23 protein-coding genes and 1 tRNA gene are annotated in these 22,078 nt (G+C 64.7%); 3 read left to right on the plus strand and 21 right to left on the minus strand.

Annotated elements, in window-relative coordinates; translation table 11 throughout:
* Positions 1–86 precede the first annotated feature (86 nt).
* The gene (locus tag E3T47_RS15800) at positions 87–296 is read left to right on the plus strand and encodes a PLDc N-terminal domain-containing protein (protein ID WP_166805621.1); all 210 of its coding nucleotides are present in this window, start codon (positions 87–89) and stop codon (positions 294–296) included.
* A gap of 6 nt (positions 297–302) precedes the next feature.
* On the opposite strand, the gene E3T47_RS05395 is transcribed toward E3T47_RS15800, so the two are convergent.
* From E3T47_RS05395 to glgX, 5 genes are read right to left on the minus strand one after another with little or no spacing between them, the layout of a single operon-like run.
* Complete coding sequence (locus tag E3T47_RS05395; protein ID WP_134554948.1) at positions 303–1,049, minus strand: enoyl-CoA hydratase/isomerase family protein; 747 nt, start codon at positions 1,047–1,049, stop codon at positions 303–305.
* Positions 1,046–1,561 carry a hypothetical protein gene (locus tag E3T47_RS05400; protein ID WP_134554950.1) on the minus strand — a complete coding sequence of 172 codons (516 nt, stop codon included), beginning with the start codon at positions 1,559–1,561 and terminating at the stop codon, positions 1,046–1,048. Before E3T47_RS05400 ends, E3T47_RS05395 begins: the two co-directional genes overlap by 4 nt.
* 5 nt (positions 1,562–1,566) lie before the next feature.
* Positions 1,567–3,351, minus strand: coding sequence for a malto-oligosyltrehalose trehalohydrolase (gene treZ / locus E3T47_RS05405; RefSeq protein WP_134554952.1), 1,785 nt, complete (start codon positions 3,349–3,351; stop codon positions 1,567–1,569).
* Entirely contained in the window at positions 3,348–5,744 is a 2,397-nt protein-coding gene (gene treY / locus E3T47_RS05410) for a malto-oligosyltrehalose synthase (RefSeq protein ID WP_134555128.1), read from the minus strand. Before treY ends, treZ begins: the two co-directional genes overlap by 4 nt.
* A gap of 46 nt (positions 5,745–5,790) precedes the next feature.
* Complete coding sequence (glgX, locus tag E3T47_RS05415) at positions 5,791–7,977, minus strand: glycogen debranching protein GlgX (RefSeq protein WP_134554954.1); 2,187 nt, start codon at positions 7,975–7,977, stop codon at positions 5,791–5,793.
* A gap of 206 nt (positions 7,978–8,183) precedes the next feature.
* On the opposite strand from glgX, the gene E3T47_RS05420 reads away from it, so the two are divergent.
* Entirely contained in the window at positions 8,184–8,582 is a 399-nt protein-coding gene (locus E3T47_RS05420; RefSeq protein ID WP_134554956.1) for a hypothetical protein, read from the plus strand.
* Positions 8,583–8,952: 370 nt separating this feature from the next.
* Here the strand turns inward: E3T47_RS05420 and E3T47_RS05430 are convergent, their stop codons facing one another.
* The 13 genes from E3T47_RS05430 to rplU form a co-directional block, all read right to left on the minus strand.
* A complete protein-coding gene (locus E3T47_RS05430; protein WP_134554958.1) occupies positions 8,953–9,351 on the minus strand; it encodes a YchJ family protein in 399 nt (132 codons plus the stop codon).
* A 45-nt stretch (positions 9,352–9,396) separates the two neighbouring features.
* Positions 9,397–9,741: a histone-like nucleoid-structuring protein Lsr2 gene (locus tag E3T47_RS05435; RefSeq protein WP_134554960.1), complete on the minus strand. Its 345-nt coding sequence runs from the start codon at positions 9,739–9,741 to the stop codon at positions 9,397–9,399.
* Positions 9,742–10,024: 283 nt separating this feature from the next.
* Positions 10,025–10,097: transfer RNA gene (locus E3T47_RS05440), tRNA-Ala, on the minus strand.
* 73 nt (positions 10,098–10,170) lie between these two features.
* Positions 10,171–10,584 carry a ribosome silencing factor gene (gene rsfS / locus E3T47_RS05445; protein ID WP_134554962.1) on the minus strand — a complete coding sequence of 138 codons (414 nt, stop codon included), beginning with the start codon at positions 10,582–10,584 and terminating at the stop codon, positions 10,171–10,173.
* A 124-nt stretch (positions 10,585–10,708) separates the two neighbouring features.
* Complete coding sequence (locus E3T47_RS05450; protein ID WP_134554964.1) at positions 10,709–11,806, minus strand: hypothetical protein; 1,098 nt, start codon at positions 11,804–11,806, stop codon at positions 10,709–10,711.
* The gene (gene nadD / locus E3T47_RS05455; protein WP_134554966.1) at positions 11,803–12,396 is read right to left on the minus strand and encodes a nicotinate-nucleotide adenylyltransferase; all 594 of its coding nucleotides are present in this window, start codon (positions 12,394–12,396) and stop codon (positions 11,803–11,805) included. The genes E3T47_RS05450 and nadD overlap by 4 nt, the downstream gene beginning before the upstream one ends.
* A gap of 15 nt (positions 12,397–12,411) precedes the next feature.
* Positions 12,412–12,618: a hypothetical protein gene (locus tag E3T47_RS05460; protein ID WP_134554968.1), complete on the minus strand. Its 207-nt coding sequence runs from the start codon at positions 12,616–12,618 to the stop codon at positions 12,412–12,414.
* Positions 12,619–12,737: 119 nt separating this feature from the next.
* Positions 12,738–14,006: a glutamate-5-semialdehyde dehydrogenase gene (locus tag E3T47_RS05465; protein WP_134554970.1), complete on the minus strand. Its 1,269-nt coding sequence runs from the start codon at positions 14,004–14,006 to the stop codon at positions 12,738–12,740.
* Positions 14,007–14,053: 47 nt separating this feature from the next.
* Positions 14,054–14,860 carry a glutamate 5-kinase gene (gene proB, locus E3T47_RS05470; RefSeq protein WP_134554972.1) on the minus strand — a complete coding sequence of 269 codons (807 nt, stop codon included), beginning with the start codon at positions 14,858–14,860 and terminating at the stop codon, positions 14,054–14,056.
* Positions 14,861–15,002: 142 nt separating this feature from the next.
* A complete protein-coding gene (proB, locus tag E3T47_RS05475) occupies positions 15,003–15,809 on the minus strand; it encodes a glutamate 5-kinase (protein ID WP_134554974.1) in 807 nt (268 codons plus the stop codon).
* Positions 15,806–17,452 carry a GTPase ObgE gene (gene obgE, locus E3T47_RS05480; RefSeq protein ID WP_134554976.1) on the minus strand — a complete coding sequence of 549 codons (1,647 nt, stop codon included), beginning with the start codon at positions 17,450–17,452 and terminating at the stop codon, positions 15,806–15,808. The genes proB (E3T47_RS05475) and obgE overlap by 4 nt, the downstream gene beginning before the upstream one ends.
* Before the next feature lie 162 nt (positions 17,453–17,614).
* Complete coding sequence (gene rpmA / locus E3T47_RS05485) at positions 17,615–17,872, minus strand: 50S ribosomal protein L27 (protein ID WP_035836705.1); 258 nt, start codon at positions 17,870–17,872, stop codon at positions 17,615–17,617.
* Between the two features lie 18 nt (positions 17,873–17,890).
* Positions 17,891–18,199 carry a 50S ribosomal protein L21 gene (gene rplU / locus E3T47_RS05490; RefSeq protein WP_092450786.1) on the minus strand — a complete coding sequence of 103 codons (309 nt, stop codon included), beginning with the start codon at positions 18,197–18,199 and terminating at the stop codon, positions 17,891–17,893.
* Between the two features lie 260 nt (positions 18,200–18,459).
* Between rplU and E3T47_RS05495 the strand changes: the two genes are divergently transcribed.
* Positions 18,460–18,732, plus strand: a complete 273-nt coding sequence (locus E3T47_RS05495; protein WP_134554978.1) for a DUF4031 domain-containing protein — start codon at positions 18,460–18,462, stop codon at positions 18,730–18,732.
* Between the two features lie 19 nt (positions 18,733–18,751).
* On the opposite strand, the gene E3T47_RS05500 is transcribed toward E3T47_RS05495, so the two are convergent.
* Genes E3T47_RS05500 through E3T47_RS05510 form a run of 3 tightly spaced genes read right to left on the minus strand, consistent with a single transcriptional unit; the run spans position 18,752 to position 22,074 of the window.
* A complete protein-coding gene (locus tag E3T47_RS05500; RefSeq protein ID WP_134554980.1) occupies positions 18,752–20,236 on the minus strand; it encodes a hypothetical protein in 1,485 nt (494 codons plus the stop codon).
* Positions 20,226–21,005 carry a TIGR03943 family putative permease subunit gene (locus tag E3T47_RS05505; RefSeq protein ID WP_134554982.1) on the minus strand — a complete coding sequence of 260 codons (780 nt, stop codon included), beginning with the start codon at positions 21,003–21,005 and terminating at the stop codon, positions 20,226–20,228. Before E3T47_RS05505 ends, E3T47_RS05500 begins: the two co-directional genes overlap by 11 nt.
* Entirely contained in the window at positions 20,995–22,074 is a 1,080-nt protein-coding gene (locus E3T47_RS05510; RefSeq protein WP_241981954.1) for a permease, read from the minus strand. The genes E3T47_RS05505 and E3T47_RS05510 overlap by 11 nt, the downstream gene beginning before the upstream one ends.
* Positions 22,075–22,078: the final 4 nt, after the last annotated feature.

Here is a 22,078-nt window from a genome sequence, read left to right on the forward strand (position 1 = left end):
GATCCATTTCTGGGCGAGCGAAAACGGCCCCACGTAGCACCGAGTCCCGGCGTCTGCGAGACTGGGCGCAACGTGGGGAAAAAATCATGGACTGGGCTTCAGTAGTCATTGGCGGCTTGATACTCGTACTCGTAGTGATCGTGGCCCTCTGGGTTCTGATGTCACTGTTCAGAGCACCACTCGAGGGCACCGAACGCGCCATCTGGCTGCTCATCATCCTGGCGTTCCCGGTGGTCGGCGCGTTCATCTGGTTGTCCTGGGGTCAGGACTCCGTGGCGCGACGCCCCCGGAGCTAAGCCGGCTCAGCGCTTGCGACGGGCGAGGAAGGCATCCATTCGGGTGAACTTGGCCTCGGATTCGAACAAAATCGACTGGGCCGTGTTGTCGACGAGCGGATGCGACGCGCGCGGCGCGTGGAACACTTCCTTGGCGAGACGGGTCGCGAGCGGGTCCTGCGCGGCGATGCGGTCGGCCAGGGCGTGCGCGGCGGCGAGCAGGTCGTCGGGGTCGTGTACCTCGGTGACCAGGTGCACGGCCAGGCACTCCGGGGCGCTCAGAATACGCCCGGCGAGGATGATCTCCTTGGCCACCGGCTCGCCGACGAGCTCGGCCAGGCGCCAGAGCGCGCCGGCGGCGGGCAGGATACCGAGCGCCGTCTCGGGATTTCCGAGCCGCGCGCTCGTCGACGCGATGCGAAAGTCGGCCGCGTAGGCGAGCTCGGCGCCGCCACCGAGCGCCCAGCCGTCGATTGCAGCGATGACCGGCATTGGCAGCTTCGCGATGCGGGAGAACAGCCCGGAGTTGATGCCGAGCAGTGCGTCATCGCGCCGACGTTCCCGCAACTGGGCGATGTCGGCACCCGAGGCGAAGACCCCGTTCGCGCCGCTGATGATGAGGATGCGCGGCTGCTGCTCGAGTTCGGCGCACACCGCGTGGAGCTCGTCGATCATGATCTGGTCGATCGCATTGCGCACGTCGGCTCGGTTGAGCTCAACGTGTACCCGGTCGGCGCGACGTTCGATCGTCAGGGTGGTGGGGGTCGTGGTCATTCTGGGCCGTCTCCGTTGAGGTCGAGGTCGGGTGGCGATCCGGGTATCCCCGCCGGGAACACTCGCTTGTAGCTGCGGCCATCAGGCAGGGTCACCGTTCGGCTGATCAGGTTACCGCGTCGTACCTGCAGGTAGATGGCCTGGGCGCTCACACCACGTGCGGCGGCCGCCTCAACAACCGACAATCCGGGAAGGTCGGTGGGCACGCTGCTCGGCCGCACCGATCGCTTGCGGCCCGCTTCCAGGCGGGCACTGATCTCCCCGTCGGTGCCACCCCAGCGCCATTTGGCCGCCGGCGCCTTGAGACCGGTGGCAGCGGCGATCTCGTCCCACGAATTCTTCGCTGCGACAGCGTCGCGCACGGCAGCGAGCGTGGCCGGATCCTGCTCGAGGGCCGCCTGCAGTGAGCGGATGCCGCGCAGCCGTTCCAGGGGCGGGCCGCCGGCATCCGCTTGCAGCGTAAGAAGCAGTTGGAGCGCGGCGATCGTCGTCGGCGACAGAAACGATTGCATGCGTGCTATCTTGCCAGACGCGATCCGGCGAGCACGACGACGGAATGCGGTGCCAACAGCACAGCATTCGGCAGCCGACCCTGCACGGCGTCGCCGCTGGCCGCGAAGGACAGCACGATCTCTCCACCGCCGGCCGGAATACGGGCCGACTGGGTACCCAGATTGATCAGGACCTGGGAGCTTCCTCGGTGCAACCGCAACCAGCCCTCGCCCGCGTCGAATTCCACGGCGATCTCGTCGAACCGGGGGTCGGTGAAGTCTGGATGACGTCGGCGCAACGCGGTCAAGTCGCGGTAGAACGCTAGCAGTCGGGCAGGGCCGGGCTCGGCCAGTTCACTCCAATCGAGTTTGGAGCGGGTGAACGTCTGCTCGTCCTGTGGGTCGGGAACCTGCGCCGGATCCCAGCCCATCCTGGCGAACTCGTTGATGCGGCCAATGGCAGTGGCAGCGCCGAGCTCAGGCTCCGGATGCGAGGTGAAGAACTGCCACGGCGTGTTGGCTCCCCACTCTTCGCCCATGAACAGCATCGGAGTGTATGGACCGAGCAGGGTCAACGCGGCAGCAATCGCCAGCTGGCCGATGTCGAGCTGGGCACTGAGCCGATCACCGACGGCGCGATTACCGATCTGGTCGTGATTCTGGGAGGCCACGACCAGCCGCCAGGTCGGCATCCGCTCGAGGTCGATTCGTCGCCCGTGGGTGCGTTCACGAAAGCTCGAATAGGTGCCGTCGTGGAAGAACCCGTGGGTGAGAACCTTGGCGAGGGCGTCAAGGGGCTCGAAATCGGCGTAGTAGCCGGTGGTTTCGCCGGTGAGCGCGACGTGCACGGCGTGGTGGAAGTCGTCACTCCACTGCGCGTCGAGGCCGTAGCCGTTGGCCTCGCGCGGCGTCACGAGCCGGGGGTCGTTAAGATCGGACTCGGCGATCAACGTGCGGTGCCGCCCGGTTTCCGCACTGAGCGCGGCGACCTCGGCGGCGAGCTGCTCGAGCAGGTGGGTGGCGCTCGTATCGCGCAGGGCGTGCACGGCGTCGAGGCGCAAGCCGTCGACATGATAGTCGCCGAGCCACATCAGCGCGTTGTCGAGGATATAACGCCGAACCGGGTCGGAGTGCGGACCGTCGAGATTGAGGGAGGAACCCCAGGTGTTTCCGACGGCCTCACTCAGGTAGGGGCCGAACTGTGGCAGGTAGTTGCCGCTCGGCCCCAAGTGGTTGTAGACCACGTCCTGAATAACACCAATGCCCCGCTCGTGGCAGGCATCGACGAAATCCTGGTAGGCGGCCGGGCCGCCATAGCCTTCGTGCACGGCATACCAGAGCACGCCGTCGTAGCCCCAGTTGTGCGTGCCGTTGAACGCGTTCACCGGCAGCAGTTCGACAAAATCGACGCCAATCGACTGCAGGTGGTCGAGCCGGCTGGCGGCCGCTTCGAGGGTACCCTCGGGCGTGAAGGTTCCCAAGTGCAGCTCGTAGATGATGGCGCCGGCCAGCTGGCGGCCGGTGAAGCCGCCGTCGCGCCAGACGTGAGCGGAGGCGTCGAAGGTACGTGAGAGAGCGTGCACCCCGGCCGGTTGACGGCGCGACCGGGGGTCGGCAAACGGCCCACGCCCGTCAACGATGAACCCGTAATCGACATCGGCGGTCCACCCGCCCGTACCGGCGGGGCGAGCGGATGCCGGCAGCTCCCACCACCCGTCATCTCGCGCCGCGAGGTCGAGCCGATCGTGGCCCAGCTGCAGCTGCACCTCGTGCGCGTCCGGCGCCCAGACGGCAAATTTCTGATCGTTCATGCGTGTCGTCCTCTGGGAGTCGAAAACGTGCGAATGGAATGTCGATCTTCGTCGTCAACAGCAACCAGCAGCGCCACCGGGTAGCGTGCCAGCACGTCGGCGACCCGCAGGCTCGGACCATCGAAACGATTCCGGGTGAGCACGTCGACATAGCCACGACCTGCAACACCGATCGTGGCGTCGCCCCAGCCGCTGCCGGCCAGCAGCCCGATTGGCAACCGGGTGGCCAGAGTGATCGCACCCCCGCGATCGAACGCCACCACGTGGCCCGCCGCGCCCCCAAAGGCGGGCACCGGTGCATACCGGGTGAAGAGGCCTGGCCGGTCGCGCCGCAGCCGCAGGGCCCGGGCGGTGACCAGCAGCTTGGCGGCGCCGGTCTCGTCGATGGGCGGGAGCCATCCGCTGTCAATGCGGGCGAGCAGGTCGCGGCGCTGCTCGTAGTCGACCGGACGACGGTTGTCCGGGTCGACGAGCGAGGTCTCCCACAGTTCGCTGCCCTGGTAGACGTCGGGAATACCCGGCATGGTCAGCTGCAATAGTTTCAGCGATAGTGAGTTGCTCCACCCGGCTTGCTGCACCCGGCGGATGAACCCGGTGATCAGGTCGTGGGTCGGCCCGGCTTCGACGGCGGCCGTGGCCAGCTGCTCGAGTCTGTACTCAAAATCGGCGTTCTGCTGGGTCCAGGTGGTGGAGGTGCCAGCCTCTCGGGCCGCCTTGAGCGCGTAGGCCGCGACCCTCTCTCGGCTGGCGGGCCCGGTGCCCACGATCGCCTGCCAGAGCAAGTTCTCGAACGGCGCATCGTCGAGCGGATGCCGTGCCCGCAGCTGCTCCAGCGTGCTCTCCCACTCGGCGGGGACCTCGGCCAGCACCGAGATGCGCGCGCGCACGTCTTCGCCACGCTTGGTGTCGTGGGTCGACAGGGTCGTCATGGACTGCGGAAACCCCGCCAGCCGAATGCGTTGTCGATCATGGAACTCGGCAACCGTCACCGCGAACTCGGCGGGATCGGCACCAACCTCGTTGAGCGAGGTCAGCCGGCTATACCGGTAGTAGGCGCGGTCCTCGACGCCCTTGGCCATGACCATGCCCGAGGTCTGTTGAAAGCGCACTGCGGCCGGATGCCCCGGGTCGCTCAGCAGGGGCAGCAGCCGGTCGATCTCAGCCGCAAGCTTCGGGCGGTTGGCGGCCGATCGGCGCGCCGCCTCCTGCAGCTGGTCGAGCCCCAACGGCAGGTAGGAGCGGTAGACCGGAAACCAGGCCAGCAGGTCGGAGAGGGCATCGACAGTGGCCTCTCCAATGGACTCGGAGCTCGTGGCGTTCTCCCCCGCACTATTCGGCACGAGCCGCGCGATGCGCCGTACCTCGGATTGCAGGATGCCTTCGGTCACGTCGCGTTTATTGCGATAGACCAGATTCGCCCAGGTGATTGCCGGGTCGCCGTGCAGCCGAGCCTCGAGGGCATCGAGGGCCCTCTGGCCGGACGGATCGACGAGAACCCTGTCGACGTCGCCGAGAGCGTCATAGCCGGTCGTGCCGGCGGTCGCCCAACTCGTCGGCAGCTGCTCCGGCCCCTCGAGAATCTTCTCGACCAGCACGTAAGCCCCGTTGGTGGCCCGGCGCAACGCGTCGAGGTAGCCGGCCGGGTCGGAGAGCCCGTCAGGATGGTCGACCCTCAGACCCTGCACGAGGCCGTCCTGCACCCAGCGCACGATTTCGCGGTGCGACTCATCGAACACCCAGGGCACCTCAACGCGAATGCCGGCGAGGCTGTTCACCGCGAAGAATCGGCGATAGTTCAACTCCGCGTCGGCCCGCCGCCAGTTGACGAGTTGATAGTACTGCCGCTCGTGCACCTCGGCTGGGCTTGCGCCGTCGTCGGCGGAGCCGGCGGCGATCGGAAACCGGTTGGAAAAGTAGCGCAACTCGCCGTCGATGAGTTTCAACCGGTCGAGCTCGCCGGGCCCGTCGCCGCCTTCATCGTCACCGAGTACGGGAATGCGAACCTTCCCCTGACCGAACGCCCAGTCCACGTCGAAGGCTTCGGCGTAGCGCGACTGCTGGCCGTTCTGCAGCAGGTCCCACCACCACGAGTTGTGCTGCGGTGTCGCTATACCCACGTGATTGGGCACGATGTCGACGAGCACACCGCGGCTGGCCCGGTGCGCCGCCGCGGCGAGCCGATCCAGGGCCTTTGCCCCGCCCCGTGCAGGGTCGACGAGGGAGTGGTCGACGACGTCGTACCCGTGATCCGATCCGGGTTCAGCCTTCAATAACGGCGACAGATAGACCCAGTCGGCACCGAGATCGCTAACGTAGCCGACGATGCCCGCGGCCGCATCGAGGTCGAAGCCTGCCGTGATCTGCAGGCGGTAGGTGGAAAGCGGCACGGCCACGGGCCCCGTCGCCGGTAGATCAATATCGAGAGTCACCGGCCGGGCCTCAGCTCATGCCCGGGAGGGTGATCAAGCCGGTGTTCCCCGCCAGGGAAGCTGCGACAGAGTGATCCGGCGCCGCTTCGGGTTCGTGATAAGCGCGCAACACGACGAGGGAACGACCAGCCACGGTCTGGATGGCTCCCGCCGGGCGCGCGATGGAATCAGCTCCCTCACCGGCGGTGTCGACCACGATCTCCCACGCCGGGGCATACTCGTCTGGCGGTAGGGAGAATTCGACGTCCTCGGGGTCGGCGTTGAACAGGAGCAGGAAGTTGACGTCTGTGACGTCCTGGCCTCGCGCGTCGCGCTCTCGAATTCCGTTGCCGTTGAGAAATTTGGCGACCGTGCGGGCGAGGCTTTCGTCCCAGTCATCCGACGCCATCGGTTCTCCATCGGTGTTGAGCCAAACGATGTCGGGCAACGACTCGCCGGCCACGCGTTTGCCGGGTCGGCCGTCGAAGAAACGACTTCGTCGAAACGTCGGGTGCTCACGGCGCAGGCGAGAGACTGCCGCCGTGAATTCGATCAGCGGTACATCGGCATCGTCCCAGTGCACCCAGGTCAGCTCGGAATCTTGCGCGTAGGTGTTGTTATTGCCAAGCTGGGTGCGTCCCAACTCGTCGCCGTGCAACAGCATCGGCACCCCCTGCGACAGCAGCAGGGTCGCAATGAAGTTGCGCGCCTGCCGGGCGCGCAGACCCCGAATCTTGGGGTCGTCGCTGTGCCCCTCAGCACCGGAGTTCCACGATCGGTTGTGGGACTCGCCGTCCTGATTATCTTCGCCGTTGGCATCGTTATGCTTTTCGTTATACGAGACGAGATCGGCAATGGTGAAGCCGTCGTGGGCGGTGACGAAGTTGATCGACGCCATCGGGCGGCGCCCAGAGTGTTCGTACAGGTCGGCCGATCCGGCCACGCGGGAGGCGAATTCGCCGAGGGTAGACGGCTCCCCCCGCCAGAAATCCCGCACGGTGTCGCGGTATTTACCGTTCCACTCCGACCACTGGGAGGGGAAATTCCCGACCTGGTACCCGCCGGGGCCGACGTCCCACGGCTCGGCGATGAGCTTGACCTGCGAGACGATGGGGTCTTGCTGCACGAGCTCGAAGAAGGTCGAGAGCTTGTCGACCTCGTAGAGGTCGCGGGCCAGGGCCGACGCGAGGTCGAACCGAAAGCCGTCGACGTGCATCTCGAGCACCCAGTAGCGCAGCGAGTCCATGATGAGCTGCAGCACGTGCGGGTGCCGCACGTTCAGAGTGTTACCGGTGCCCGTGTAGTCCATGTAGTAGCGCTTGTCGTCGTCCACCAGGCGGTAATAGGCCTCATTGTCGATGCCCTTGAACGATAGGGTCGGCCCCATGTGATTGCCCTCGGCGGTGTGGTTGTAGACCACGTCGAGAATGACTTCGATGCCGGCAGCGTGCAGGCTGCGCACCATGTTCTTGAATTCCTGCACCTGCTGGCCGAGGTCGCCGGTGGACGAATACGCGTTGTGCGGCGCGAAGAATCCGATGGTGTTGTAACCCCAATAGTTGTTGAGGCCCTGTTCCACGAGAGTGCCGTCGTTGACGAACTGGTGCACCGGCATCAGCTCGATGGCGGTCACGCCGAGCTTCTGCAGGTGGTCGATGACCGACGGATGCGCCAGACCCGCATAGGTGCCCCGCTGAGTCTCGGGCACGGATAGTTGCAGCTTGGTGAGGCCCTTGACGTGTGCCTCATAAATGAACGACTCGCTGTACGGCGTACGCAACGACCGGTCACCAGTCCAGTCGAAGAAGGGGTTGACGACCACGCCGAGCATCATGTGCGCGGCCGAGTCCTCGTCGTTCGGCGAGTCGGGGTCGTCGAAATCGTAGGAGAACAATGACGGATCCCAGTCGATGGCGCCGGTGGTCGCCTTGGCGTAGGGGTCGAGCAGCAGCTTGTTCGGGTTGAGCCGGTTGCCGACCGCCGGGTTGTAGTCGCCGTGCACCCGATAGCCGTAGCGCTGGCCCGGCTGCACGAGCGGCAGGTAGCAATGCCAGATATAAGCGGATGACTCTCGCACCTCGATGCGCGTCTCACTGCCGTCTTCGTCGATGAGACACAGCTCGACGCGGTGGGCGGCTTCGCTGAACAGGGCGAAGTTGGTTCCGCTCCCGTCGAACGTTGCGCCGAGGGGGTAGGCGGTTCCGGGCCAGGTTTCCATGAGACTCCTCGAGAAGAAGATGGGACACGGTCAGATGCGACGACAAGAGCACGCTGGGACGTATGACCGAATCGCGCTTGAGAATACGCTACAGGCATCCACCGCCAGTTCCGGTCACCGGGCATCCGCCCGGCCCGGCGAGATCGCCCGGCCCTGTAAGAATGGACCGAGGTGCCATCGGTGGTACCACGATGACAGGAGTCACCATGACAGAATCTGAGCTCATTGGCCACTGGGTCAAGGCGCGCGCACACATCATCGCGTCCCAGGCCGCCCCGACCTTTCTGCTGACCGCCATCGTTGGCTTCCTCGCTCTCGGCCTTCCCACCGCCGACCTGACCGTGCGCATCGCGGCGGCGGGGATCTTGCTGGCGTCGGGAATCTTCGGCGCGCTCGCACAAATTGCCGCCGCAAACGAGGGGCTCGCCGTCATCGCCGACCTGCACGCTCTGGAGGCACCCGGGTCACTCACCCGGTGCATCGTTGCCATGGCCCCGTGGGTGAACGTCGTACGCTACGTCACCCCCGCCATTTTCGTCATCGTCTACGTCGCCCTGCTGGCTTCGCTCTTCTTCAGCGCCCCGGCACCGCACTTCGGCCGCTGAGGCGGGCCTGACGGAAACGGGTCGCAACGGCGTCAGGCAGAGCTGGATACCCGGCCGTCGCGGCGAGCACGCCACCAGGCCCAGGCCCGCGTCACGATGCGCTTGAGGAATGCTCCCAGCCGCCGGGCAGACCGACACCCAGGTGGTAGGCGAAGAGCAGATATGGATGCCCGTCGACCCAAGTACGAGCACGACGGAGAACACGACGCACCGGATGCCGCGGGTCGCTGCCGCTGGCCATATCTCGGGACAGGTGCTCAGACCTGTCCCAGCATGTTTTCGGAGAGCTCGCCTCCCAGCGACACTGCTTACGACGGCATTGGTGGCGACTGACTCGGCCTAACCGGCCGCTGAGCAATACGCCCGAACCCTAAGCCGCCGAAGTATCCGGTGCAGCATCGAGGTAATACCACCGACGGTCGGCCTTGAGAAAGCGGCTGACTTCATGCTGCCATCCCGCGATACCGTCTTCACGATAATGCGCAATGAATTCCACGACGCCTTCCTTATCGAGTAAACCGCCGTGTTCGGTGCGCACGATATCGAGCCGGCGCCACATTATAGTCGTGTCCAGTTCGAGAGCCTTCGGCCTGGTGAGCGGATGCCACGTATTCAGCAGATACTGCCCGTCACCGCGGGCAAAAGCGCTATACCGAGACCGCATAAGCCACTCGGCCGTTGGCGGTAGGGCACTTCCGCTATGAAAGCGTCCGCAGCACGCAGAATAGGTGTCCCCGCCTAGGCAGGGACACCGTTGATCCTGATTCATCGTGCTAAGTGGCGCAGTGCGTGGAAGGCTGGAACGCGAAGGGCTCTACTTGGCCTGGGCGTTGGCATACGCTTCACGCACGGTGCCCGCGATGCGCCCGCGATCGGACACCTGGACGCCGTTGGCAGCGGCCCAAGCCCGGATAGCCTGCAGTTCGGCCCGGTCTGAACCGGCGGAACTGGCGGCACGCGGTTTAGTGGGGACATAACCCACTCGCCGGGAAACAGTTGTATACGGCTTCATTGCGGCCCGAAATTCAGCGAGATTCTCGGCCGACAGGTCAATCTCGTACGAGTCTCCCTCAAAAGCGTAGGAAACGGTTGCTCCTGACCCATTCTCGATAACGGCGCCGTCCAGGTCGTCCAGTAGTTGAACCGTGGTTTTCTTCATTCTGAGATTCTCCAATGAGGTGTCGAATACATTCGGGATGGATACATTCGCTGGTGGCATTAGCCACTAACGAATTATCGCTGGCCAAACCGCTTTCCGATACCCGCCACGCGGTATTTATTCTGCATTTACCCTCCGGCGCCGCTGGAGGCCGTGCCACGGCTCGTGCGCGGAACTCACCGATGTTTCTAAGGAAAGAACCGACGACCGATAAAAATACCTGGGAAACAGGTCGAGCACAAAAAAAATAACCCCGACATCGTCGGGGTTATTCTAGTTCTAGTGGATCCGAGGGGATTCGAACCCCTGACCCCCTGCATGCCATGCAGGTGCGCTACCAGCTGCGCCACGGACCCAGATTGTTGTTCCGAATCTCCCCGAAACAACTTTGTTAGCTTACAACACAGAATGTGATCTGCGAAACCGAAGCTACTCCGCTGCCTCGTCTGAGACGTCTTTCGGCGCAACTTCGGCCGTCACTTTGGACGGGATGCCGGTCGGGATCACCGGGCAGTCCTTCCACAAACGCTCGAGGGAGTAGTACTGACGCTCTTCCTCGTGGAAAACGTGTACGACGAGGTCACCGAAGTCCACGAGCACCCATCGGCCGGCAGCGCGTCCCTCACGGCGCAGCGGCTTGTAACCGGCCTCGATCAGCTTGTCTTCGATCTCACCAGCGATCGCGACGACGTTGCGCTCGGAGCGTCCCGTGACGATGAAAAAGATATCGGCCAGGGGAAGCGGGTTCGAGACGTCGAGGGCGACCAGGTCTTCTCCTCCCTTCGAGTCGGCGGCGGCGACGGCGATGGCGAGCAGATCGAGGGCGTGAGGCGAAGTGGTCATGAATGAATCCTTGAGATTGTGCCGTGGGGCGCTAGCGCACGTGCGGAGATGATCGGGGGAACAAGGGTAGGCGAGCCAAACGGGCCCGCGAAGTGAAAGTGCGTGGGGCAGATACCGGAAGCCACTAGTAAGCGCCCGACAGGTAGCCAATGACGAACAGCGCCAGAACGCTGACGGCCAGAGCAGCCGTTGCGATGACCAGGATCATCGGAAGCGACGCGCGTTGTTTCTTCGGCGGAGTCAACATGCCCCGCGTCGAAGCGTGGGTGCTCACCGCACGACTGGCGCTGACCGGAGCCGAGTCCCCGCCTAGCTGATCGGCGTCGAGCTGGTCCATCATGTGGTCCATTTCCGACGAATCAAACAGATTCGGGTGGGCACCGGTGGAACCTAGACTGCGCGGCAAGTCGAATGACCCGGTGATCATGATCTCGCCGGTGTTGGAGATGGGACTCGCGCTGCTGAGCTGGTGCGGGATGGATGGCAAAATCAGCGCGTTCGTGGTGGTGGGGATGCCACCGGCACCGATACCGCGATTGATCAGTTCATCGAGTGATTGGTCGGGCTGCGGTGCTTCGGCCCGAGGGGAATCCGAGTCGACCGACCAGTGCCCGATGGGCGGTGTCCAGGCGGCATTCCCACCGGTCGGCGCCGCGTCGGAGCGGGTCGGTTCGGCCGGGATCGGTTCGGCCGCGATCGGTTCGGCATACATCTGCTCGGATTCGACGATCGGAGCAGCGGCGGGCGTGCTGGGTTCGGGCTCGATCAGCTCCGCCTCGATCAGCTCGGCATCAGCAGTTGCGGCAGGTTCAATATCGGCGGGTTCAATATCAGCGGATCCAATATCAGCAGGTGCAGCCTCAGGCTCCGTTGATGGCTCGCGCGCTTGCAGGGCGCGCAGTTCCCGGCGGCTCAGGGTGTGGGGCGTCGACACGGACCCCGGCGAGGCAGGCTCCGCGGGCTCCGCCGCTTCGGGAGCCACGGACTCGGTCCGCTTCAGGGATGCGTCCGGCTCCGGAATCGTGTGGTGGCTGCTCGATCGTCGTGATGACGGGGTGTGTGCCGAGGTACCCAGGGATGCCGGACGCAGCGCTGCGGGCGCGAGCACCGGAACATCCAGGGTGGGAATTGCCTCGTGGGCGTCGGAAGCGTGTACGCCCTGGTCGCGGGCGAGTTCGCGCGCTTGACGTCGGCTGAGCGGCTGAGGGTCTCCCAACGTCATGCCACACTCCGATACAGATGGTGCTTTGAGATGTACTGGACGACCCCGTCGGGGACCAGATACCAGACCGGGAATCCCCGATTGACCCGTGCCCGGCAGTCAGTGGACGAAATGGCCAGTGCCGGGACTTCCAGTAAGCTTACGTCCTGGTTCGGCAAACCCGAAACGCTCAGCTCATGGCCCGGACGACTCACAGCGACGAAGTGCGCCAGCTGCCAGAGCTCGTGCACGTCTTTCCAGCCGAGAATCTGGGTGATCGCATCCGCTCCGGTGATGAAAAAGAGCTCAGCGTCCGGACGTTCCTCGTGCAGGTCACGCAGCGTATCGATCGTGTAGGTCGGACCGACCCGGTCGATATCAACCCGACTCACGGTGAACCGGGGATTGGACGCGGTCGCGATGACGGCCATCAGATAGCGATGTTCACCACGGGTCACGCCGCTCTTCTGCCACGGCTGCCCGGTCGGCACGAAGATGACCTCGTCGAGGTCAAAACTCTGGGCCACCTCACTGGCGGCGACGAGGTGCCCGTGATGAATGGGGTCGAACGTTCCACCCATCACGCCGATGCGAGGACGCCGAACTGTCACGTTGAGATCAGTTTTCTAGTGGCCACCGGTAGTGGAAGTGCCACCGTGCGCGGCGGCGTAGGCGTCGGCCTTGCCGCTGTGGCGGTTGGCGACGTCGCGAAAGCTCCACAGCACGGCACCGAGCGCGAGGAACAGCACGGCCGCGACCATCGGGTAGACGATGAGCGGCAATGGCAGGGCGATGTGCTCGACCTCGGTCAGCACGGCACTCAGAAAAGACATCGGTTCTCCATTCACGGGCCGCACCGGTCAGGGGCGGCTTGAGGTGGCTGCGACGGCTCGCGGGCCTAACGACTCACGCCGTAGCCTCAGTCTAGTCGGAGCCCGGCCGTTGACCGGACCTAGATCCGCACCTGTCCGGTGCCGCGCACGATCCATTTTGTGCTGGTCAGCTCTGGCAAACCCATCGGTCCGCGGGCGTGCAGCTTTTGGGTGGAGATACCCACTTCGGCGCCGAAACCGAATTCGCCGCCGTCGGTGAACCGGGTCGACGCATTGACCATGACCGCGGCCGAGTCAACCTCGTTCAAGAAACGCTCGGCGTTCTGCAGGTCGTTGGTGATGATCGACTCGGTGTGCCCGGTGGAATAGCGCCGAATATGGGCGATGGCCTCGTCGAGCGAATCCACGATCGCCACCGAGATGTCGAGGCTCATGTATTCCGTGCCCCAGTCTTCATCGGTCGCCGGGACAGCGGCCGGATAGAGCGCCCGCGTGCGAGCATCCGCATGAATCGTGACACCGGATGCCGCGAGCCGCGCCAGTACGTCGGGAAGCAGCCGTTCGGCGGCGCTCCGGTGCACGAGCAGGGTTTCGAGGGCGTTACAGACGCTCGGCCGGTGGGTCTTGGAGTTGTGCACGATATCGATCGCCCACTGTTTTGTCGCCGACTGATCGAGGAAGACATGCACGACGCCGGCACCGGTTTCGATGACCGGCACCGCAGACTCGGTTACGACGGTCTGGATGAGGTTGGCGCTTCCCCTGGGAATGAGCACGTCGACGTAGCCGCGAGCCTTCATGAGCTCGGTGGCTCCGGCACGGCCAAAGGGATCGATGGTCTGCACACAGTCGGGGTTGAGTCCGGCGTCGACGAGGGACGCCTGCACGAGATCGATGAGCACACGGTTGCTGTTCTCAGCAGCGGAGCCGCCGCGAAGCACAACGGCGTTGCCGCTCTTGAGCGCGAGCGCAGCGAGGTCGACGGTGACGTTAGGACGAGCCTCATAGATGACGCCGATGACACCGAAAGGAACACGCACCTGGCTGATCTTGATGCCATTGGGCAGGCTGCTGCCGCGCACGACCTGGCCCACCGGGTCGGTGAGCAGGGCGACCTGATCGACGGAGTCGGCGAGGGCGATAATGCGGGGCGCATCGAGCTTCAGACGGTCGAGCAGGCCGGCGGTGAGACCGTTGGTGGCGCCCGAAGTGAGGTCGACCTGGTTGGCCGCGACGATCTTGTCGATGTGGTCGCGCAGCGACTGGGCGATCAGTTTGAGTGCCTTGTTCTTCACCACGGTCGGTGCCGAGGCGAGCGACAGGGAGGCAGTACGAGCGGCCTCGAGGGTGGGTGTGAGCTGGGCGACATCGTTCAATGACTGCAACATGCCCTCCAGTTTACCGGAGAGCATGTCGCAGGACTATTTCGGCTTATTCAAGGCAGGCGAGGGGCCGATGGTGCGGTCGATGGTTCGAACCAGGTTCCGACCGGTTCGCCGCGTAGGGCTTCGGCGACCAATCCGGTGGCGGTCACGAGTACGGCCGTGCCGGCCTGGGCGGCGATCCGGGCAGCCGAAATCTTGGTGCTCGCTCCCCCGGTGCCGACACCATTGACCTTGGTCGCGCCGAACTCCATGCCGACCAGCGGATCACCTGAGACGACAAGGCTGATGCGCTCGGCGCCGGGCAGGTGCGGCGGGCGGGTGTAGAGGGCGTCGACGTCGCTCAGCAGCACGAGCAGGTCGGCGCCGATCAGGATGGCGACGAGCGCGGCCAACCGGTCGTTGTCACCGAAGCGAATCTCGTGCGTTGCCACCGTGTCGTTCTCGTTCACGATCGGCAGGATACGAAGCGCCATCAGGCGTTCCATTGCCCGTTGGGCGTTTCCGCGGTGGGTGGCGTTGTCGAGGTCACTCGCGGTGAGCAGCACCTGGCCGGCGACGATGTCATACCGGTCGAGGCTGTCCTGGTAGCGAAAGATCAGCAGATTCTGGCCGACGGATGCCGCCGCCTGCTGGGTGGCCAGGTCGGTCGGTCGTTCCTGCAGCTGCAGGTACGGCATGCCGATCGCGATCGCGCCCGATGACACCAGGATGACTTCGGTTCCGCGACCATGCGCTTGGGCGAGGGCGTCGACGAGCGGTGCGATCTGCCCGGCGTTCTCCCCGCTGATCGACGAGGAACCCACCTTGACGACGATGCGCGCCGCCGTCCGAACGACGTGCTGTGATTGCGCCCTCATCGGCGGATGCTTCTTCGGCTGACGACACTCATGCGAAAACAATTGACGACGTACAACCCCACAAGCAACTGGCCCTCCGGCACGAATTCTGGACGCTTACTGCGACCACCGGCAGTTTAGCGCAGCCCACCCGCACCGCCGATCAGAGCAGCGCGTGACGCTCTGCGCTGGCAGTCGGTTCGAACCAGGTACCCACGTGCTCGCCGCGGAGGGCGGCAGCAGCCAGTTCCGTCGACGTGACCAGAACGGCCGTGCCGGCCCTGGTGGCGAGACGAGCGGCGACGACTTTGGTGCTCGCTCCCCCGGTGCCGACACCGGTTGCTCCGCTGGAGCTGAATTCGAAACCATCGAGCGGGTCGTCGGCAGCGATGAAATCGAGTTTCTCCGCCCCCGGCAGGTGCGGCGGCTTGGTGTAGAGCGCATCAACGTCGCTGAGCATGATCAGCAGGTCCGCGTGGATGAGCGTCGCGACGAGGGCCGCGAGGCGATCGTTACTGCCAAAGCGCAAACCGTAGACGGCCACCGTGTCGTTCTCGTTGACGACGGGCAGGATGCGCAGGTCCAGCAGGCGTTCGAGCGCACGCCGGGTGTTACTGCGGTGCGGTTCATTGAGTGCGTCGCCCTCGGTCAACAGCACAGTACCGGCCGCGATGCCGTAACGGTCCAGGCTTTCCTGGTACCGAAAGATCAACACGTTCTGCCCGACAGCGGCAGCGGCCTGTTGGGTGGCGACGTCGCTGGGTCGTTCCTCCAGGTTGAGGAACGGCATGCCGGTGGCGACGGCACCCGAAGAAATCAGTACGACCTCGGTGCCGCGACCGTACGCCTCAGCCAGGGCATCAACGAGGGGGGTGATCTGGTCGGAGTTCTCGCCACTAATCGACGAGGAACCGACTTTCACGACGACGCGTTTCGCGCCAGCCACGTTGTCTCTGGCTAAGCCACTCACCTCTCTATTTCTTCCGTTGCGTCGTTGCCAGCTTCAGCTTCAGCTTCAGCTTCAGCTTCAGCGTCGCGCGCTGCGGCAGCAACTCCCCCATTGGCCGTCAGCTCCACGTCGGCGAGGCGCACGTCGTCGTTGTATTCTTCTTCACCGGTCTGCCACATGCCTGCTTCGCGCTCACGGATGAGCTCCGCTCGGGCGGAGGACTTGGCGTCCATCCGGCCGAAGTACTCTTCGCGGCGTTCGTTGCTGGTGCGGCGTTTGGGTTCGTCGAGGCGGGAGTCGGTGCCGCGCGGAGCGGTAATGAGCTCCGCGGTCGAGGTGAGGGTGGGCTCCCAATCGAACACGACACCGTGGCCGGGGCCGATGATGACGGTCGAGCCTGCAATGGCGCCCGACTTGTAGAGCGCGTTCTCGATACCGAGTTTGGCGAGGCGGTCGGCGAGGAAGCCGACGGCCTCGTCGTTGGTGAAGTCGGTCTGCTGAATCCAACGTTCCGGCTTCGTGCCCAGAATACGGTAAATGTTGCCGAAGGTGCCGCCCTCGACCTTGATCACGAATCCGCCCTCGTCAACGGCCTTGGGGCGGATGATGATACGCGGCTTCTTCGCTTCGGCTGCCGCAGTCTCGGCGCGGCCTCGTTCCACGACCTCGGCAAGGGCATAGTTGAGCTGCTTGAGGCCTTCGTGGGTGACGCTGGAGATCTCGAACACCCGATATCCGCGCGCTTCGAGGTCGGCCTTGACGAACGCGGCCAGGTCGCGCCCTTCGGGCACATCGATCTTGTTCAAGGCGATGAGCTGAGAGCGTTGCAGCAGCGGCTTCTGGCCATCGGGTACCGGGTAGGCGTCGAGTTCGCCGAGAATGACGTCGAGGTCGCTGATCGGGTCGCGGCCGGGCTCGAGCGTGGCGCAGTCCAAAACGTGCAGCAGGGCGGTGCAGCGTTCGACATGACGCAGGAATTCGAGACCGAGGCCTTTACCCTCACTCGCGCCCTCGATCAGGCCGGGCACGTCGGCTATGGTGTAGCGCGACTCACCCGACTCGACGACGCCGAGGTTGGGGTGCAGCGTAGTGAAGGGGTAATCGGCGATCTTGGGCCGGGCGGCGCTCATTGCGGCGATGAGGCTGGACTTGCCGGCGGAGGGATATCCCACGAGCGCGACATCCGCGACGGTCTTGAGCTCGAGGTAGACATCGCCTTCCCAGCCGAGCGTGCCGAGCAGAGCGAACCCTGGGGCCTTACGCTTGGTCGACGCGAGGGCGGCGTTGCCGAGGCCGCCCTGGCCGCCGGGAGCGACGATGAGACGCAAGCCGGGTTCGTCCATATCGAGGAGCTGGTTGCCCTCCACGTCTTTCACCACGGTACCGATGGGCACCATGAGCTCGCGCATCTCACCGTTGTGGCCGTTGCGGTGGTCGCCCATTCCCGGGCCGCCGTTGTCGGAGCTGCGGTGCGGTGAACGGTGGTAGCCGAGCAGGGTCGTCGTGCTCGGATCGGCGACGAGAACGAGGTCGCCGCCACCACCACCGTTACCGCCGTCGGGGCCGGCGAGGGGTTTGAACTTCTCGCGCTTGACCGAAACGCATCCGTTTCCTCCATTGCCCGCTCGTAAATGCAGCGTCACGTGGTCAACGAATGTGGCCATGGAGTGCCCCTTTCAGGTGGCGCAAAAAATGCTTCAAAACACGGTGCTATGAAACGAATGCGATAAAACAACTGGATCGTGCAGAAAACTTTCGACGGACAAACACGTCAGGGCGGACCGAAGCCCGCCCTGACGCTGCACGAAGTGCTGTGCTGTGGAAACCTACTCGGCAGCCACCACGATGTTGATGACCTTGCGGCCACCCTTGGCACCGAACTGCACTGAGCCGGCTTCGAGGGCGAAGAGCGTGTCGTCGCCGCCACGGCCGACGTTGACGCCGGGGTGGAAGTGCGTGCCGCGCTGACGAACGATGATCTCGCCCGCGCCGACAACCTGACCGCCGAAGCGCTTTACGCCGAGGCGCTGAGCGTTGGAGTCACGACCGTTGCGAGTGGAACTCGCACCTTTTTTGTGTGCCATCTGTCTATCTCCTCAGGCCTAGGCGATGCCGGTAACCTGAACGCGAGTGAGCTCCTGACGGTGCCCCTGACGCTTCTTGTACCCGGTCTTGTTCTTGAATTTCTGGATGACGATCTTCGGACCGCGAAGGTTGTTCAAAACCTCGGCCGTGACCTTGATCTTGGCCAGCGACGCACCGTCAGAGGTGATCTTGTCGCCGTCGACGAGAAGCACGGCGGCCAGCTCGACGTTGCCGTCCTTGTCAGCCTTGATTCGGTCCATCGTCACGATGGTACCGACCTCTACCTTCTCCTGCCGCCCTCCGGCGCGCACAACTGCGTAAACCACTTTACGTACCAATCTCTGGGGAGCCCCAAAGGCTCCGAATCTGGAAATTTGCTGCATGGCACGAACCGGTTGGTTCAGCGCACTCAGAAAATCATGGCATTTGCGTTGATTTTGCCTAACGCACACCAAGGGTTGACTTTACCTGATCTGCTACCCCCGGTCAAACCAACGGCACGGCGTGTCTGAACCGCTTATGGATGAATCACAGGGGAAAAAAGTCACCTGCGACTCAGCCACGGTGCGGCTCGTAGACTTCGATCATGGCGATACTTATCGATCAGCCTAGCTGGCTGGCGCACGGAACGGTGTGGTCCCACCTCGTGAGCGACTCAAATCTGGACGAATTGCACGCTTTCGCAATCGCCGCCGACATTCCTCGACGCGGTTTCGACCTCGACCACTACGACGTGCCTGAAGCCCGCTACGCCGACCTCGTCGCCGCCGGTGCCCTGCCAGTGAGCTTTCGCGAGATGATCGTGCGGCTACGCTCCAGCGGCCTGCGCGTGAGTGCTCGTGAACGGCGTGGGCGGTAGCGCTCCTGCGGGAACAGATTCATTGCCAGGTGGCGTTGAAACCGACCACACTGCGGCGCACCTCGCCGGTCGCCATGTTGACGAACAGCGTGGTGGCATCCGTTGACTGGGTATTGACGGGATAGCCATCGGAGCGTTCGGTCTCGCGGTTGGGCACGATCTGCACGGCCAGGAACTGGTTGTTCGGCGAGAGTTCGAAACCGACGATCGTTTCCACAGCGGATGCCGGCGCGTAGACGGTGCGCGCCGCACCGCCCTGCACGAGCGAGAGATACTGGCGCACGGTACCGGTGGCCGCGTCGAACTCGGCGACGCGCTGCACGTAGCTGTCGGTGTCCGTGCTGTCTGCTCCCCCGGCGAGGAATCGCAGTTCTGCGGTGTATCGGGTGGTGCCGGGCACACTCTGCGGCACAATGATGGACTCGGCACCCTGCGAGAGGTCGAGCACGTACTGACGGTCGCGGTCGGAGACGGCGACGCGAACCCCGTCGGGCGCGAACGCGGTGAGGTTGGCGAATTGCCCGAGCGGGACCAACGGATCGAACTGCGGTTCGTTTTCGAGCGGGTTGCCGCCGGACTGGTCGAGTGGATTGATCAGCACCAGGGTCGAGTCGTACTGCTGCGCGACAATGTCGGCGCCGCCGGCCAGAAAGCCCCAGGTCGTGACGCTGAGCGGATCGCCCTCGCGCGAGCGGACCGCCGTGGACACATTGGTACGCAGGTCGAGCACGAACAGTACGTTGTCATAGTGCGGGCCGGCGGCATCCGCTGCGCTGTCGAAGCGAAAGCCGAGCAGGGACTGGCCGGGCGCGGCCTGCAGGTCGTGCACGAGGCCGACGCCGGGCAGGTTGAGGGCTTCGGCGCTGCCGTCGGAGTCGACGCGGTAGAGCCCATTGGTGGGATCGGAGCTGCCCGGATCGGAGGTGACCGTGACGACGGCGAGTTCGCTGCCGATCGGCACGAAATCCTGAATGTTCGGGGTGGTGAACACCACGTCGGTTTCGGTGGAACCGGTTGTGGTGCGCAGAATGCGGTCGGCGGCGCGTGCACCGGCGTCCGTGGACGGTGCTGCCCGGCTGACGTAGTACAGCGAGGGCTCGCTCGTGCTGAATTTTGCGCTGAGGGTCGATTCTCGGTCGATGGCCGACCCGGTGATGCCCCGCACGGAGACGGAATAGTCGGTGTTGTAGGCGAGCGGCTGGGGAAAGACGATCACGACCGAGTTTGCGCTCGTTGTGACATGGAAGCTCGCGGCGGGCTCGATGCTGACCTGCTCGGGCGTGACATCCACGAGTTGACGGTTCGTCGCGAGCACCAGGCGCGCGTTGGCTGACGAGACCACGGCGGTCGTGTCGACGTCGACGGCGGTGAGCCGCGGGCCGCTGCCCAGGTTCACGGCGACGAGGGCGAGACACGCTGCGACCAGGGCGCCGATGAGGACCCACAGAGATCGGCGGAACGGTCGCAGGCCTGCCGGATCCTCCGCAACCCGCTCAGTAGACATACGGGTCATTCGGCTGGTCGACCGGAAGGATCTCGACCGGGGTGATCGCGAGCGGGTCGCTTGCCATGGCGCTCGCGCTCACATCGAACCGGCCGGTGACCTGCACCCAGTCGTCGACCTCATACTCGGATTGCCAGCCCGGCAGATAGACGGGAACGCCGATCGGCTGGGCGTCGACGGCGCAGCAGGTCACCACGAAGCGGGCGACGTAGAACACGTTCTCCGGGTCCTGGGCATCGGGCGTCACAAATCCGATCACCTGAGCGGTCTTGTCAGAGTAGAACGCGGGATCGGAGGATCGCTCGAGCAGGGATACCCACTCCCGCACGGTGAGCTGCTCGAAATCTCCCGTGCCGATGAGCGCCGCAGCCTGGTCGGCGTCATCGTCGGTGCCGAGTCCGCCGGAGTTTACCTCGCGCTGGGTGGCGGTCGCGCTGGTCAGAGTGGTAGGCGGAACGACGACCATGGCAACGCCCATGACCAGCAGCAGCAGCACGCCCACCCCCGTCAGAGTCGTCTCGACGGGTCCGGTGTGCTCGACCTCGAAATCGCGTCGACGGGCGAACCCTGCGCTCACGAGCACGAGCCCGATGACGGCCATGATGCTCGTGAAGACGAAGTAACGTGGGTGAATGTACAGGCCAAGCTGGCCGCTCAGGCCCAGCCAGAGGGTCGCCACGACGACCACGAGGCTGAGTACGACCCCCTGCCAGCGTTCGGCCCAATAGCGCAGGGCTACGGCCGGCCGCCCCTTTCGACTAAGCGACATAGTTCACCAGCAAACCGAGCGCCGCACTCATCAGGCCCACCACGACGGTGATCTGCAGGAGGGTGCGGCTCGTGAAGGTCGTGCGCATGAGGGCGAGCATCTTGACGTCGATCAGGGCGCCGAACACCAGGAACGCCACGATGCCGCCGGGCAGGAACGTGCTGCCGAAGGACAGCACGAAGAACGCGTCGACGTTGGAGCAGATCGCCACGATGAAGGCGAGGGCCATCATGGCGAGCACCGACCAGACCGGGTTGCTGCCGAGGGCGAGCAGCACCGACCGCGGTACGAACACCTGGGTGAGTGCGGCGACGGCGGAACCGATGAACAGGGCCGGCATGATGACGGACGTTTCGCGAATGAAGATCTCGGTGGTGCGGCTGGACCGGCTCTCGCCACCGTGCTGGTGGCTGTGCCCCTGCCCATCGTGGCCGCTCGTCGAACCTGTCGCGCAAGCCGCCGCGAACCTGGTCGCCAGCAGGTTCTGCGGGTCTGGGTGCTTGCTGAACAACCAGCCCACCACGTTGGCGATGAGGAAACCGCCGAGCAGGCGGGCCACCAGGATGTGGCCGTCCCATCCGAAGGCCTGGTGCGTGGTGATGATGGTGATCGGGTTCAGGATGGGCGCGGCGAGCAGGAAAGTGATCGATTCGGAGACGGTGAAGCCGCCGACCATGAATCCGCGAGCGAGCGGCACGTTGCCGCATTCACAAACCGGAAAGAACATGCCGAGTAGCGAGATCGAGGCGCGCCGCAGTAGCGGGTTGCGCGGTAGATGCCGGGCGAGCACGCCGTGTGGCAGCCAGACCTGTACGACCGCTGAGAGCAGGATGCCAAGAAAGACGAAGGGCACCGATTCGATGATGACGCTGATCGCGAGGGTGAGGGTGTCCTGCACGCGGTCCGGCAGCTGGAAATCGCCCAGCTGGTCGTCGACGAAAGCCGGCGAGAGGGCCCGCACGACGAAAACGCCGAGCACCACCGACACCCCTGCGGTGAGGCCGAGGGGCCACCGCCAAAGGAGAGGGTGCTGCCCGCCGATTGCGCTACCGTCTAACTTGCTTCTCACGCCT

Origin of the sequence: Cryobacterium ruanii (assembly GCF_004404055.1) — a bacterium.
GTDB classification, from domain to species: Bacteria; Actinomycetota; Actinomycetes; order Actinomycetales; family Microbacteriaceae; genus Cryobacterium; species Cryobacterium ruanii.

Excerpts from the sequence above, each read along its gene's own strand:
- E3T47_RS15800 (WP_166805621.1), top strand. The coding sequence starts at position 87 with ATGGACTGGGCTTCAGTAGTCATTGGCGGCTTGATACTCGTACTCGTA.
- E3T47_RS05395 (WP_134554948.1), bottom strand. The coding sequence starts at position 1,049 with ATGACCACGACCCCCACCACCCTGACGATCGAACGTCGCGCCGACCGG.
- E3T47_RS05400 (WP_134554950.1), bottom strand. The coding sequence starts at position 1,561 with ATGCAATCGTTTCTGTCGCCGACGACGATCGCCGCGCTCCAACTGCTT.
- treZ (WP_134554952.1), bottom strand. The coding sequence starts at position 3,351 with ATGAACGATCAGAAATTTGCCGTCTGGGCGCCGGACGCGCACGAGGTG.
- glgX (WP_134554954.1), bottom strand. The coding sequence starts at position 7,977 with ATGGAAACCTGGCCCGGAACCGCCTACCCCCTCGGCGCAACGTTCGAC.
- E3T47_RS05420 (WP_134554956.1), top strand. The coding sequence starts at position 8,184 with ATGACAGAATCTGAGCTCATTGGCCACTGGGTCAAGGCGCGCGCACAC.
- E3T47_RS05430 (WP_134554958.1), bottom strand. The coding sequence starts at position 9,351 with ATGAATCAGGATCAACGGTGTCCCTGCCTAGGCGGGGACACCTATTCT.
- E3T47_RS05435 (WP_134554960.1), bottom strand. The coding sequence starts at position 9,741 with ATGAAGAAAACCACGGTTCAACTACTGGACGACCTGGACGGCGCCGTT.
- rsfS (WP_134554962.1), bottom strand. The coding sequence starts at position 10,584 with ATGACCACTTCGCCTCACGCCCTCGATCTGCTCGCCATCGCCGTCGCC.
- E3T47_RS05450 (WP_134554964.1), bottom strand. The coding sequence starts at position 11,806 with ATGACGTTGGGAGACCCTCAGCCGCTCAGCCGACGTCAAGCGCGCGAA.
- E3T47_RS05460 (WP_134554968.1), bottom strand. The coding sequence starts at position 12,618 with ATGTCTTTTCTGAGTGCCGTGCTGACCGAGGTCGAGCACATCGCCCTG.
- E3T47_RS05465 (WP_134554970.1), bottom strand. The coding sequence starts at position 14,006 with ATGTTGCAGTCATTGAACGATGTCGCCCAGCTCACACCCACCCTCGAG.
- proB (WP_134554972.1), bottom strand. The coding sequence starts at position 14,860 with ATGAGGGCGCAATCACAGCACGTCGTTCGGACGGCGGCGCGCATCGTC.
- obgE (WP_134554976.1), bottom strand. The coding sequence starts at position 17,452 with ATGGCCACATTCGTTGACCACGTGACGCTGCATTTACGAGCGGGCAAT.
- rpmA (WP_035836705.1), bottom strand. The coding sequence starts at position 17,872 with ATGGCACACAAAAAAGGTGCGAGTTCCACTCGCAACGGTCGTGACTCC.
- E3T47_RS05495 (WP_134554978.1), top strand. The coding sequence starts at position 18,460 with ATGGCGATACTTATCGATCAGCCTAGCTGGCTGGCGCACGGAACGGTG.
- E3T47_RS05500 (WP_134554980.1), bottom strand. The coding sequence starts at position 20,236 with ATGTCTACTGAGCGGGTTGCGGAGGATCCGGCAGGCCTGCGACCGTTC.
- E3T47_RS05505 (WP_134554982.1), bottom strand. The coding sequence starts at position 21,005 with ATGTCGCTTAGTCGAAAGGGGCGGCCGGCCGTAGCCCTGCGCTATTGG.